Origin of the sequence: Streptomyces lasiicapitis, from assembly GCF_014646335.1 — a bacterium.
GTDB classification, from domain to species: domain Bacteria; phylum Actinomycetota; class Actinomycetes; order Streptomycetales; family Streptomycetaceae; genus Streptomyces; species Streptomyces lasiicapitis.
This window is the reverse complement of the sequence record NZ_BMNG01000021.1, coordinates 92,512-105,566: the sequence shown is the minus strand read 5'-3', so window position 1 is coordinate 105,566 and position 13,055 is coordinate 92,512. Positions and strand designations below refer to the sequence as shown.

The 13,055-nt window shown below is 72.0% G+C and carries 14 protein-coding genes; 9 read left to right on the top strand and 5 right to left on the bottom strand.

Annotated elements, in window-relative coordinates:
• The first annotated feature begins 38 nt into the window (after positions 1–38).
• The 5 genes from IEY91_RS36860 (at position 39) to IEY91_RS36840 (ending at position 5,202) form a co-directional block, all read left to right on the top strand.
• A complete protein-coding gene (locus IEY91_RS36860; protein ID WP_164320369.1) occupies positions 39–1,040 on the top strand; it encodes an ABC transporter permease in 1,002 nt (333 codons plus the stop codon).
• Positions 1,037–2,179, top strand: coding sequence for an ABC transporter ATP-binding protein (locus IEY91_RS36855; RefSeq protein ID WP_229697471.1), 1,143 nt, complete (start codon positions 1,037–1,039; stop codon positions 2,177–2,179). The genes IEY91_RS36860 and IEY91_RS36855 overlap by 4 nt, the downstream gene beginning before the upstream one ends.
• Before the next feature lie 11 nt (positions 2,180–2,190).
• Positions 2,191–3,369, top strand: coding sequence for an ABC transporter ATP-binding protein (locus IEY91_RS36850; protein WP_164320367.1), 1,179 nt, complete (start codon positions 2,191–2,193; stop codon positions 3,367–3,369).
• A gap of 260 nt (positions 3,370–3,629) precedes the next feature.
• A complete protein-coding gene (locus IEY91_RS36845) occupies positions 3,630–4,310 on the top strand; it encodes a trimeric intracellular cation channel family protein (protein ID WP_164320365.1) in 681 nt (226 codons plus the stop codon).
• Between the two features lie 22 nt (positions 4,311–4,332).
• Positions 4,333–5,202: a thioesterase family protein gene (locus tag IEY91_RS36840; protein WP_189177257.1), complete on the top strand. Its 870-nt coding sequence runs from the start codon at positions 4,333–4,335 to the stop codon at positions 5,200–5,202.
• Between the two features lie 602 nt (positions 5,203–5,804).
• On the opposite strand, the gene IEY91_RS36835 is transcribed toward IEY91_RS36840, so the two are convergent.
• From IEY91_RS36835 to IEY91_RS36825, 3 genes are all read right to left on the bottom strand, one after another.
• Entirely contained in the window at positions 5,805–6,938 is a 1,134-nt protein-coding gene (locus IEY91_RS36835; protein WP_189177256.1) for a YeiH family protein, read from the bottom strand.
• A complete protein-coding gene (locus IEY91_RS36830; protein ID WP_164320357.1) occupies positions 6,938–7,519 on the bottom strand; it encodes a cysteine dioxygenase family protein in 582 nt (193 codons plus the stop codon). The genes IEY91_RS36835 and IEY91_RS36830 overlap by 1 nt, the downstream gene beginning before the upstream one ends.
• Positions 7,520–7,650: 131 nt before the next feature.
• Positions 7,651–8,556: a LysR family transcriptional regulator gene (locus IEY91_RS36825; RefSeq protein WP_164320355.1), complete on the bottom strand. Its 906-nt coding sequence runs from the start codon at positions 8,554–8,556 to the stop codon at positions 7,651–7,653.
• Between the two features lie 115 nt (positions 8,557–8,671).
• Between IEY91_RS36825 and IEY91_RS36820 the strand changes: the two genes are divergently transcribed.
• Positions 8,672–9,661 carry a helix-turn-helix transcriptional regulator gene (locus IEY91_RS36820; protein ID WP_189177255.1) on the top strand — a complete coding sequence of 330 codons (990 nt, stop codon included), beginning with the start codon at positions 8,672–8,674 and terminating at the stop codon, positions 9,659–9,661.
• On the opposite strand, the gene IEY91_RS36815 is transcribed toward IEY91_RS36820, so the two are convergent.
• On the bottom strand, positions 9,633–10,499 hold the full coding sequence (locus IEY91_RS36815) for an alpha/beta fold hydrolase (RefSeq protein ID WP_189177254.1): 867 nt from the start codon (positions 10,497–10,499) through the stop codon (positions 9,633–9,635). The genes IEY91_RS36820 and IEY91_RS36815 overlap by 29 nt on opposite strands.
• An 11-nt stretch (positions 10,500–10,510) precedes the next feature.
• Positions 10,511–11,170 carry a TetR family transcriptional regulator gene (locus IEY91_RS36810; protein ID WP_189177253.1) on the bottom strand — a complete coding sequence of 220 codons (660 nt, stop codon included), beginning with the start codon at positions 11,168–11,170 and terminating at the stop codon, positions 10,511–10,513.
• Positions 11,171–11,282: 112 nt separating this feature from the next.
• On the opposite strand from IEY91_RS36810, the gene IEY91_RS36805 reads away from it, so the two are divergent.
• The 3 genes from IEY91_RS36805 to IEY91_RS36795 all read left to right on the top strand — a co-directional run bounded on the left by IEY91_RS36805 (position 11,283) and on the right by IEY91_RS36795 (position 13,006).
• Positions 11,283–11,435: a hypothetical protein gene (locus tag IEY91_RS36805; RefSeq protein WP_189177252.1), complete on the top strand. Its 153-nt coding sequence runs from the start codon at positions 11,283–11,285 to the stop codon at positions 11,433–11,435.
• Between the two features lie 37 nt (positions 11,436–11,472).
• The gene (locus tag IEY91_RS36800) at positions 11,473–11,763 is read left to right on the top strand and encodes a DUF4190 domain-containing protein (protein ID WP_164320347.1); all 291 of its coding nucleotides are present in this window, start codon (positions 11,473–11,475) and stop codon (positions 11,761–11,763) included.
• A gap of 64 nt (positions 11,764–11,827) precedes the next feature.
• Positions 11,828–13,006 (top strand): cysteine desulfurase family protein, encoded by a 1,179-nt coding sequence (locus IEY91_RS36795; protein WP_189177251.1) that lies wholly within the window; start codon positions 11,828–11,830, stop codon positions 13,004–13,006.
• Positions 13,007–13,055: the final 49 nt, after the last annotated feature.

Sequence of the window (13,055 nt, the reverse complement as noted above, 5' to 3'; positions counted from 1 at the left end):
CCCCACAAGGGGGCTCGGCCCCCGCCGGGCCGCGCACAGTGCTTGCTTATCTCATCCGGCGCCTGATCGCCGTAATCATCATGGTGCTGGTCGTACTGCTCGCGACCTTCACCGTCTTCTTCATGCTGCCCAAGTGGGCGGGACAGGACATCGCAGTCCTCTTCGCCGGCAAGGCGTCCGGAGCCGAGCAGCTCGAAGGCATCCGGACCAAACTGGGTCTCGACGATCCCCTGCTCGTCCAGTTCTGGGACTTCGTCAAGGGCATCCCGATGGGGCGCGACTACGCCAACGGCAGTGACGTCACGCACTGCCCGGCGCCCTGCTTCGGATACTCCTTCCGCACCGAGGCGCCCGTCTGGGAAACCCTCAAGGACGCCCTGCCCGTCACCGGCGCGCTCGCCCTCGGCGCCTGTGTGCTGTGGCTCGCCGGCGGTGTCGCCACCGGTGTCGTCTCCGCGCTCAAGCGGGGCAGCGTCTGGGACCGCGCCGCGATGACCACCGCCCTCGGCGGCGTCTCGCTGCCCGTCTTCTTCACCGGCATGATCGCGATGGGCGTCTTCGTCCACAACCTCGGCTGGGTGAAGATCGCCGACAGTCTCAGTACGGACGACTCGATCGACGTCTGGTTCCAGACGCTGATCCTGCCGTGGATCGTGCTCGCCTTCCTCAACGCCGCCATGTACGCCCGGCTCACCCGCGCGACCATGCTGGAGATCCTCGGCGAGGACTACATCCGTACCGCCCGGTCCAAGGGCCTCAACGAGTCGGCCGTCATCCGCAGACACGCGCTGCGTTCCGCGATGACACCGATCCTCACCGTCTTCGGACTCGACCTCGGCGTGCTCATGGGCGGCGCCGTGCTCACCGAGTCCACCTTCAACCTTCCTGGCCTCGGCCTCGAAGCGGTCAGGGCCATCAGCAGCAAGGACCTGCCCGTGATCCTTGGCGTCACCCTGTGCGCGGCCCTCGCGATCGCCATCGCCAACCTCGTCGTGGACCTTCTGTACGCCGTCATCGACCCGCGAGTGAGGCTGGGATGACCGAACTGTCCAAGAGCGGAGCGGCGCCCGAGGGCGGCGCGGAGCCCGTCGTGTCGAAGTCCGGCTCGGCCGTCGGTGAGGTGGTCTCCGGATCGCCCGCTCCCACCGCCTTCCTCGAGGTGCGCGACCTCAAGGTGCACTTCCCGACCGACGACGGCGTCGTGAAGTCCGTCGACGGGCTCAGCTTCACGCTGGAGAAGGGCCGCACCCTCGGCATCGTCGGCGAGTCGGGATCCGGCAAGTCCGTCACCTCGCTCGGCATCCTCGGCCTGCACACGGCCGGGCAGTACGGCCGCCGCAAGGCCCAGCTCTCCGGCGAGATCTGGCTGAACGGCACCGAGCTCCTCGGCGCCCCCGCGGACCAGGTGCGCAAGCTCCGCGGCCGCGAGATGGCGATGATCTTCCAGGACCCGCTGTCGGCGCTGCACCCGTACTACACCATCGGCAAGCAGATCACCGAGGCGTACCGGGTCCACAACAACGTCGACAAGAAGGTCGCCCGCAAGCGGGCCATCGACATGCTCGACCGGGTGGGCATCCCGCAGCCGGACAAGCGCGTCGACGCCTACCCGCACGAGTTCTCCGGCGGCATGCGCCAGCGTGCGATGATCGCGATGGCGCTCGTCAACAACCCGGAGCTGCTGATCGCGGACGAGCCCACGACGGCGCTCGACGTGACGGTCCAGGCGCAGATCCTGGACCTGATCCGCGATCTGCAGAAGGAGTTCGGCTCCGCGGTCATCATGATCACCCACGACCTGGGCGTGGTGGCCGAGATGGCCGACGACCTGCTCGTGATGTACGGCGGCCGGTGCGTCGAGCGCGGCTCCGCGCAGCAGGTCTTCTACGAGCCCCAGCACCCCTACACCTGGGGCCTGCTCGGCTCGATGCCCCGCATCGACCGCGAGGAGACCGAGCGCCTCGTGCCGGTCAAGGGCTCCCCGCCCAGCCTCATCAACCTGCCGAGCGGCTGCGCCTTCAACCCGCGCTGCCCGTACGCCGACGTGCCCAAGGACCAGATCACGCGCAGCGAGCGCCCCGAGCTGACCCTGGTCGGCTCCGGGCACTACTCGGCCTGCCACATGTCGCGCGAGGAGCGCACCAAGATCTGGACCGAAGAGATTGCGCCGAAGCTGTGAAGGACCAGGACATGACCATCCCCTCGCAGGCGAAAGACGCCCCGGACGCCGAGCGGGAGGTGCTGCTCAAGGTCGAAGGACTGGTGAAGCACTTCCCCATCAAGAAGGGGCTGCTCCAGCGGCAGGTCGCGGCCGTCCAGGCCGTCGACGGGCTGAGCTTCGACGTACGCTCCGGTGAGACGCTCGGCGTCGTCGGCGAGTCCGGCTGCGGCAAGTCGACGATGGGCCGGCTCATCACCCGGCTGCTCGAACCGACCGGCGGGCGCGTGGAGTTCGAGGGCGTGGACATCACGCACCTGGGCACGGCGAAGATGCGGCCGCTGCGCCGCGACGTCCAGATGATCTTCCAGGACCCGTACTCGTCGCTGAACCCCCGGCACACCATCGGCACGATCGTGGGCGCGCCCTTCAAGCTGCAGGGCGTACGTCCCGAGGGCGGCATCAGGAAGACCGTCCAGGAGATGCTGGAGCGCGTCGGCCTCAACCCCGAGCACTACAACCGCTACCCGCACGAGTTCTCCGGCGGCCAGCGCCAGCGCATCGGCATCGCGCGGGCGTTGGCCCTGAAGCCGAAGCTGGTGGTCGCGGACGAGCCGGTCTCCGCGCTCGACGTGTCGATCCAGGCCCAGGTGGTCAACCTCCTGGACGACCTCCAGGACGAGCTCGGTCTCACCTACGTGATCATCGCGCACGACCTGTCGGTCATCCGGCACGTGTCCGACCGCATCGCGGTGATGTACCTCGGCAAGATCGTCGAGCTCGCGGACCGCAAGGACCTGTACACCAAGCCGATGCACCCGTACACCAAGGCGCTGCTCTCGGCGGTGCCGGTGCCGGATCCCAAGCGGCGCGGGGTCAAGAGCGACCGCATCCTGCTGCGCGGCGACGTGCCCTCGCCGATCGACCCGCCCAGCGGGTGCCGCTTCCACACCCGCTGCTGGAAGGCGACGCAGATCTGCGCGGTCAAGGAGCCCCCGCTCCTCGCCCTCGACACCGCCCACCAGGTCGCCTGCCACCACCCCGAGAACGCCCCCGACCAAGCCCCCGAGGACACGAAGCTCCTGCAGGTGGCGAGGGAGGCGATTGACGTGGTGTCGGTGAGCACTGCGGCGGACGAGGCTGCGGAGGAGTCCGCTGCGGAGGAGAAGCCCGCCGAGCCGAAGAAGGAATCTTCGGGTACGACTGACTGAGGCGTTCATCGCGCCGGAGGCCGCCGCACCGCCGATCGGCCTCCGGCCTCGTCCTCAATCGCCGGACGGGCTTTTCCCCACCCACCCGCCCCAACTTGCACTTTCAGCCCGTCCGGCGTGTGAGGACGAGGCACGGAGCGCCGACAGGCGGGGTCCAGGGGCGGCAGCCCCTGGTTACGGGAAAGGGGCGGGCCTGGGGCGCCCCACGAGGGCCAACCCGGAGGTACGAGGAACGGCCCCCCTTCGGGGGACAATGGTGCGTGCTTCAGGAACTGTTCAGTCCGGGGGTCCAGCACGCGCTGGACATCGTCGGCATCTTCGTCTTCGCGATCTCCGGCGCCCTACTGGCCGTACGCAAGAACTTCGACGTCTTCGGCATCGCCGTACTCGCCGAGGTCACCGCCCTCGGCGGCGGCCTCTTCCGCGACCTGGTGATCGGCGCGGTCCCCCCGGCCGCCTTCACCGACCTCGGCTACTTCCTCACCCCGCTCCTGGCCGCCGCCCTCGTCTTCTTCCTGCACCCCCAGGTGGAACGCACCCAGTTCGCGGTGAACGTCTTCGACGCGGCGGGCCTCGGCCTGTTCTGCGTCACGGGCACCACGAAGGCGTACGACTACGGCCTCGGCCTCACCGCGTCCGCCACCCTGGGCCTGGCCACGGCGGTCGGCGGCGGCGTCCTGCGCGACATCATCGCCAACGAGGTCCCGTCCCTGGTCCGCTGGGACCGTGATCTGTACGCGGTCCCCGCCATCGTGGGCGCCACCATCGTCGCCCTGTGCATCCGCTTCGACACCCTGAACGGGTTCACGACGGCGTTCGCCATCGTCACCGCGTTCGTGCTGCGGCTGCTCGCGATGCACTACCACTGGCGGGCGCCGCGCGCCTGGAACCGCCGCTCCTCGGCGCAGGAGCCTGCCGAGGAAAAAGCTACCGCTCAGTAGTTTCCTGTTGTACGTTGCTGGCATGGCGGAAACTTCTGAGGCGCCGACGGTGCGCGCGGCGGTGGGGGACAGCGAGTTCGACCGCGACACGGCGGTCACCGAGCGGGAGCCGGGCGTGTACGACGCCGATCTCTCCGCGGGCTGGACCATCGTCAACGCCGTCAACGGCGGCTATCTCCTCGCGGTCGTGGGCCGCGCCCTCGGGCAGGCGCTGCCGCATCCCGACCCGTTCACGATCTCCGCGCACTATCTGACGGCGTCCGACCCCGGGCCCGCCGTCGTCCGCACCCAGACCGTGCGGACCGGGCGCGGGCTCTCCACCGGGCAGGCCTCGCTCGTGCAGTTCGAGGCCGACGGGCGCGAGGTCGAGCGGCTGCGGGTGCTCGCCTCGTACGGGGACCTCGGGACGCTGCCCGACGATGTCCGTACGTCCGCCAAGCCTCCGGAGCTGCCGCCGGTCGAGCAGTGCTTCGGGGCCGACGACGCGCCTGCCGAGCAGCGGGCCGTGCCCGGGTCGTCCGCGATCGCCGACCGCCTGTGGCTGAAGCTGGATCCCGCGACGCTCGGGTGGGCGCTCGGGGCGCCGTCCGGCAAGGGGGAGATGCGGGGGTGGTTCGGGCTCGCCGACGGGCGGGACGCGGATCCGCTGTCGCTGTTGCTCGCGGTGGACGCGTTGCCGCCGACGGCGTTCGAGATGGGGCTCAAGGGGTGGGTGCCCACCATCGAGCTCACCGTCCACGTCCGGGCCCGGCCCGCGCCCGGCCCCCTCCGTGTCGCCCTCACCACGCGCAACCTGGCCGGCGGCTACCTGGAAGAGGACGCCGAGGTCTGGGACTCCGCCGACCGCCTGGTGGCCCAGTCCCGCCAACTGGCCCGGGTCCGCCTCACCTGAGCAGGGGCGGCACCCCTCGACCCCGCCCCAATCCCCGCCGCTCCGCGGCGGATGTTTCTCGCCCACCCGCCCACCCGTCCGTGACCGGAACAACGGGCTGCGTGCAGCGTGCGTCGCCACCGCCGACGTGTGGTCCAAGCCGACCGAACTCCCGGCGCCGGGAGGGGCGGTCCGGCATCGACGGGATGGGTGGTGGGCGGGGTGGGGTAGCGGCGGCTTCGGGGCGTGGCGGTGGATGTGGCTTGGGTTCAGCGCCGCTGACTCGCTGTGGGTGGGGGAGCGGTGGCCTCGGGGCGTGACGGCGGACGGGCCCTGGCTTCAGCGCCGCTGACTCGCTGTGGGTGGAGGAGCGACAGCGCCGGGGCGCGACCGCGGACGGGACTTGCCTCCCGGGCCGCTCACCCGCTGTGGGCACCTGCCGGGTTTGTGTCGCTCCCCGCTATGGGCAGTTGGGCCGCCAGAGGCGGCTCCCCGACCCTGACAGGCGGCCCAGGCTGACGGAGTCGGTTGCGCGGGAGGGGTCACGTCCCAAGCCGTCAGGCCCGTTCCGGCCTAGGGAGGGGCAAGCCGAGTCCCAGGCCCAGGGCGCCCCGCCAGACCCCTCACCCCGTCAAGCACACCCCCGCATAAGACACCCCGCCCACCACCACCCACGCACACAGCCCCACGAGCCCCACCCGCCCCCCGGTCCGTACCAGCGACCGCAGGTCCACCGCGCTGCCGAGGCCGAACAGGGCGGCCGCCAGGAGCAACTCCTGGGCCAGTCCGGCCCCGTCGAGGGCCGAGTCGGGCAGCCAGCCCGTGCTGCGTACCACCACCATCCCCACGAACCCCGCGACGAACAGCGGCACCAACGGCGGACGCCGCTCACCCGCGCCGGAGGCGTCCGGGGCTCCGGCGGCACCCGAAGCCGCCGCAGCCCGCGCAGCCGCCGCCCGTGCCCGGACAGCCACCGCCACCCCCGCCACCAGCGGAGCCAGCATCGCCACCCGCATCAGCTTGACGAGCACGCCCTCCCCGAGGGCGTCACCCCCGGCGGTCTGCGCCGTGGCGACCACCTGCCCCACGTCGTGGACGCTCGCCCCGACCCACCGCCCGAACTCCGCGTCGGTCAGGCCCAACGGCCCCTGGAGCAGGGGGAGTACGGCGATGGCGAGCGTGCCGCAGAGGGTCACCACGGCCACCGACGTGGCCGTGTCCCGCTCCTCGCTGCGCGAGACGTCGCTCACGGCTCCGATGGCGGACGCCCCGCAGATCGAGTAGCCGGTGGCGATGAGCAGCGGCTGGTCGCCGGGCAGCCCCAGCTTCCGGCCGAGCCACCACGTACCGAAGAAGGTCGCCGCGACCACGACGAGGACCATCGCGACGGTCTCCCAGCCGACCCCGAGCACATCGCCCAGGCTGAGCTTCAGGCCGAGCAGCACCACGCCCACCCGCATCAACCGCTTCGCGGCGAAGGTGAGTCCGGGCCGCGCCCACCCCCGTACCCACACCCGGGACCCCGGCACCTGCGCCACCGCGAGCCCGAGGACGATCGCGACCGTCAGCATCGGCACGCCCGGCACGAGGCGGTGAACCAGCCAGGCGAGGGCCACGCCCGTCACGGCGAGCGCGAGGCCGGGCCAGGGGCCCGAGACGGCGGTCGCGAGCCGGCGCGAGGGCGAAAGCGCGCGCGGGCGCGCACGCGGAGCCGACGCCGACGCCGGTTTCGGCGGGCGCTGGCCGAGGAGCGCCATCAGCGGTCGGCCGGCAAGTCGTACACGCGCCGCACGCTGCTGCCGAGCCGCGAGATGTCCGCGCCGTAGACGTGCAGCGATATCGCCTGCCCCGCACCCGCGTTCCACACGCGGTGGATGTCACCGGGCGGCGCGAAACCGCACACCGCGCCCTTGGGGTTCACCACGTCCTCGGTGGCGACGAGGTGCGCCGCGGTGCCGGGCCCGGCGGCGGGCACGAGCCGGTAGCGCCGCTCGTGCTCCTCGCCCTCGTGCACACCGGTCACGCACCACGACACGTGGTCGTGCACGGACGTGCGCTGGCCGGGCAGCCACACCAGGCCGACGACGGAGAAGCTGCCGTCGCTCTCGGCGTGCAGGAGGTGCTGGCGGTAGCGGTCCGGATCGCCCTCGCACTGCTCGGGGGTGAGCAGGTCGAGCGCGCCCAGGTGCGGCGCGAGGCGCTCGCCGACCAGATACGCGGTCAGATCCGGTGGCAGCCCGCGGCCGACGGCCTCGCGGATGTCGGAGACGAGCGCGTCGAGGCGGTCGGTCGTACGGATTTCGGTACGGGTGCGGGTGTGCGCGGTGGGGGTGGTCATACGGGCAGGTTCGGCCCGCACCATCCATCACGTCCAACGACAGTTTCTTGGCGGAACCTCAAAACCTGCTTATGTATTGCCCGTTCAACCGCACGCCCAGGTGCGTGTTCAAGGACCCGCTCAGGGGCTGTTCAGCAGCCCACCCGGTTCGCCGCCACCGCCTTCAATTCGTCGAGCACGAGCGACGTGGCCGGAATGCGCAGGTGCTCCCGCAGGACGTACGCGGACACCTGCCGCCGCGACGCGGGGTCCAGCGGGCGGCCGGTGACCGAGCGGTGGCACAGGAAGTTCAGGACGAGTCCCGGCATCATCGCGATGCCGAGCCCCTCCGAGACGAGGCTCTGTATGACGAGGTTGTCGTCGGTGGTGAAGGCGATGTCCGGCGCGAAGCCCTGCTCGGCGCACTCGTGCAGGAAGTTGGCCCGGCAGCGCAGGCACCCGGCGATCCAGCGCTCCTCGGACAGGTCGGCGAGCCGCACCGAGCGGCGCCGCGCCAGCGGGTGCCGGGTGGGCATCAGGACCGTCAACTGGTCCTCCATCAGCGGCACTTCGACGACCTCGTCCGGAACCTCTTCGCGCAGGCCGGGATAGGTGAACGCGAGCGTGACGTCGGCCTCGCCGTGCACCAGGCGGCGCAGCGACTCCGGCGGCTCGTACTCCTGCAGTTCGACGCGGATGCCGCGGTGGCCGCGGGCGAGGCGGGCCAGGGCCTCCGGGATCAGCGTGGCGGTCGCGCTGGGGAACGCGCACAGTCTGACCCGGCCGGTGCGCAGCCGCGTGATCGCGTTCATCTGCTGCTGCGCCGCGTCGATGTTGCCGAGGATCACCCCGGCGTGCCGGGACAGCGCCTCGCCCGCCTCCGTCAGCCGCATGCGGCGGCCGACGCGGGTGAACAGGACCGTGCCCACGGACCGTTCGAGCGCCTTCATCTGCTGGGTGATCGCGGGCTGCGTATAGCCGAGCGAGCGGGCCGCGGCGGAGTACGAGCCGGTGCGGACCACTTCGTGGAAGGACCTGATGTGCCGGGAGTCGAACACCTCCGAATCATAAGCAGAATTTGGGAAGAGGTGACGGGGCTTTTCCGTCGCTTCTGGATCGGCAAGCCTGTGGCCGGGTGCGAGCCCCGGGCCCGGCTGCGCGATCCTTGACCGCGTGAAGTCCGACCGGCTGCTCTCCGTCCTCCTGCTGCTCCAGACCCGCGGGACGGTGCCCGCGCACGAACTCGCCGAGCGCCTGGAGGTGTCCGTACGCACCATCTACCGCGACGTCGAGGCGCTGTCGGCCTCCGGCGTTCCGGTGTACGCCGAGCGCGGACGGCACGGCGGCATCGCGCTCCTTCCCGGCTACCGCACGGACGTCACCGGGCTGACCGCCGACGAGTCACGCGCCCTGTTCGTACTCGCCGCGCAGGGCGCGCACGCCGCGCTCGGCCTGGACGCGGCCATCGGCTCGGCCCTGCGCAAGGTGATGGCGGCGCTGCCCGCGCCGCATCGCCCCGCCGCCGAACTGACCAGCCGCCGCGTCCTCGTCGACGCCACCCGGTGGACGCGCGGGCCGGGCGACGGCCTGCCCGTGGACCACCTGGGCACGCTCCAGGACGCCGTCTTCGCCGACCGGCGGGTGTGCGTCGGCTATGTGCACAGCGGCGCCGAGGATCCGGACGAGCCGGCGACGTACACCCTCGATCCGTACGGCCTCGTGTCGAAGGCGGGCGTCTGGTACCTGGTGGCCGACCGGGACGGTGAGCCGCGGCTGTTCCGCGCCGACCGGGTGCGCTCGGCCCGCGTCCTGGACGAGCCCGTGCGGCGCCGGGCGGGGGTGGAACTCGCCGACGTCTGGGCCGTGTTGAAGCAGCGGGTGGAGCGGCGCACGGGGGGCATCGAGGTCACGGCACGGGTGCGCCGAGACCGCTTCGGGCGTTTCCTACGGCTGCACGGGGGCGCGCTCACCGAGGTGGTCGTGCAGGAAACGGGGGACACGGGGGAGTGGGTCACTGTGCGTCTCGTGTGCGAGGAGACGCGTGCGGCCCGCGTGCTGCTCGCCTTCTCGGACGCCGTCGAGGTCCTTTCGCCGCCGGAGGTACGGGAAGAGCTGGCGCGGGCCGCCGCTGCTGTCAGTTCGCTCTACGAGGGCCCGCAATGAGGAAACGGCCGAGCTCCGCCGTGAGTTCCGCCGGCGCGTCCTCCTGTACGAGATGTCCGGCGCCCTCGATCAGACGCAGCTCGGCGCCGGGGATCAGCTCGGCGAGTTCGTGGCCGCGCGCCACCGGGATCCAGGTGTCCTCGGTGCCCCAGCAGACGAGGACGGGCAGCGCCAACTCGCCGTACCTGCCCTGGATCTCGTCGGTGAAGCGCTGGTCGTTCTGCTCGATCTGCCGGTAGAAGGCGGGGCGGCCCGCCTCCGTGCACCAGGGCGCCACCAGCCGGTCCAGCACTTCCGGGTGCAGCCCGCGATGGCTCGCCGAGCCGACGTACTCCCGCACCAGCGCCTCGTGCAGCGCCGCCGGAAGCTGCGCGAACACCTCCGCGTGCGCCCCGAGCAGCCGGTACGCGGGCGAGCCCCAGGGCGCGAGCGCCACCGGGTCGACGACGGCGAGGCGTGCGTAGCGCGCCCCGTGCAGCAGGTGGGCGCGCAGTGCCACGCAGCCCCCGAAGTCGTGCGCCACGACCGCCGGGAGTTCCGGCCCGTCCAGGCCCCAGTGGGCGAGCAGCTCGGTGAGCACACGGGCCTGCGCGGCGAGCGTGACGTCCTGCCCGGACCGCATCTCGGAGGCGCCGTACCCGGGCAAGTCCCATACGTACACACGGTTCTCGCGCGCCAGCGCCCTGGCGACGCCCCGCCAGACGTACGACGAGAAGGGGGTGCCGTGGACCAGGACGACCGGGGGTGCCGTGGTGGGGCCGAGGGCGGTCCAGCGGACGGCACCGGAGGAGGAGGTGAAGGTCTCGTCCAGGGGCCAGTCGGCGTGCGCGGATGTCATAGCCGGTAAGGCTAGTTGCCCCTTACTGGTTCGTCGAGTGCCGGCGCGTCGAGCCAGTGCAGGCGCCCCAGGCCCACCAGGCGCAGCTGTCGGCGGGCCGTGTCCGTCACCGGACCGTCGTCGTCGGTCTCCAGGAGCGCGGACGCGGTCATCACCATGTGGTCGACGTACATCCGGGCGAGCATCAGCAGGTCGTCCTCGCTCCAGCCCGCCGCCTCCGGCTCCTTGGCGAACTGCGCCGCCACCTCCTGCGCGAACAGGGTCAGTTGCGCGCCTATGGCCTCGCGCACCCGCTTCACGCCGCCGTGCTGTTCGCGCGCGATGAAGCGGGCGTGGGCGGGGTACGCGCGCACATAGGCGGCGATCAGGTCGACGGCGGCCGTGATGCGTTCCTCGCCGTCACCGGTCGCCGCGAGCGTGGCCACGAGCGTCGTGTGCAGGCTGCCCAGGGCCTCCTCGACGAGGGCCACGCCCAGGTCGGCGGTGTCGCGGAAGTGCCGGTAGAAGGCGGTGGGGGCCACACCCGCGGCGCGGGTCACCTCGCGCAGGCCGAGGCTCGACAGGCTCTGCTCCTCAAGGAGGCGCAGCGCCGCGTCGAGGAGCGCCTGCCGGGTCTTCTGCTTCTGCGCCTGGCGGGCGCCCGGGGCCGGGCCGTCGAGGATGTGACTCATGCCATGCAGTTAACAACTGTTCTCCGAGATTTGAAAGCCGGGAGAGGAGTAGACTCTCCGGTCAGTGAACAGTTGTAACCACAAGCGTTCACCGAAGAGAGGTGGTCCTTCCATGCTGTTTCTCGTCGCCGCACTTCTGCTGCTCGGCGTGGCCATGGGCACCGTGGCGCACGCCCCGCTGTCCGTCACGCTCGTGATGGCCACCGTCATCGGCGTGTGGCTGCTGGTGTTCGCGGTGCGCGAGCGGCACGCGCGCCACCGCTGATTCCGTACGACGTCCGACCACCCAGAGGAGTCGCACCATGGAACTCACCGCAGAGGCGCCCGCCGACAACGCCGACAACCGTCCCGTCGGGCGTCAGGACACCGACGGAATGGCCGTGGCCTCCTTCGTCCTCGGTCTGCTCGGGCTGCTCGTCCTGAACATCGTGCTCGGCCCGGTCGCCATCGCCCTCGCGTCCGTCGCGCTGTGGCGCGGCACCGCCCGGCGCGGTCGCGCGCTGCTCGGCCTTGGGCTCGGCGTGGCCGACCTGGTCGTCCTCGGCGTACTGATGTCCCTGAACAACTCGGTGTCCTGGAGCTTCGCGGGCTGACCGGTGCGAACGGGCCACCGCGGCGTCCGGCCGCGCGCCCGCGGCTCGTAGAATCGTGCCCACCATGGCCTACCTCGACCACGCCGCGACCACTCCGATGCTCCCGGAAGCGATCTCGGCGATGACCGCCCAGCTCGCCGTCACCGGCAACGCCTCCTCGCTGCACGCGGCGGGGCGCCGGGCGCGACGCACCGTCGAGGAGGCCCGCGAGACGCTGGCCGAGTCGCTCGGCGCCCGCCCCAGCGAGGTGGTCCTCACCTCCGGCGGCACCGAGGCGGACAACCTCGCCGTGAAGGGCCTCTACTGGGCGCGGCGCGCAGGCGAGGACGGCGGCCCGGCCCGCACCCGGGTCCTCGCCAGCCCCGTCGAGCACCACGCCGTCCTCGACGCCGTCGACTGGCTCGGCGAGCACGAGGGCGCCACCGTCGAGTACCTCCCCGTGGACGCGCACGGCCGCGTGCACCCCGAGGCGCTGCGCGAGGCCATCGCCCGCAACCCCGACGACGTCGCCCTCGCGACCGTCATGTGGGCCAACAACGAGATCGGCACCCTCCAGCCCGTACGCGAACTGGCCGACGTCTGCGCCGAGTTCGACGTGCCGCTGCACGCCGACGCCGTGCAGGCCTTCGGGCAGGTGCCGGTCGACTTCGGCGCCTCCGGGCTCGCCGCGATGACCGTCTCCGGGCACAAGGTCGGCGGCCCCTACGGCATCGGCGCGCTGCTGCTCGGCCGCGCCCACAGTCCCGTGCCCGTGCTGCACGGCGGCGGTCAGGAGCGGCACGTGCGCTCCGGCACCCTCGACGTGCCCGCGGTCGCCGCGTTCGCCGTGGCCGGGCGGCTCGCCGCCGAGCGCCGCGAGTGGTTCGCCCGCGAGATCGGCGCGCTGCGCGACGAACTGGTCACGGCCGTCCGCGCGGCCGTCCCCGAGGCCATCCTCGGCGGCGACCCGGACCCCGCGGGCCGGCTCCCGGCCAACGCCCACTTCACCTTCCCCGGCTGCGAGGGCGACTCCCTCCTGCTGCTCCTGGACGCCCAGGGCATCGAATGCTCCACCGGCTCGGCCTGCACCGCGGGCGTGGCCCAGCCCAGCCACGTCCTCCTGGCCACCGGCACCGACCCGGACCTGGCCCGCGGCACCCTGCGCTTCTCCCTCGGCCACACGTCCACAAAGGCGGACGTGGAGGCGGTGGCGACGGCGATCGGCCCGGCGGTGAAACGGGCGCGAACGGCGGGCCTGAGCTAGCAGCGGCCAGATTCAGCCCCTCCGGCGTTTGAGGAGCGGGGTCTGGGGC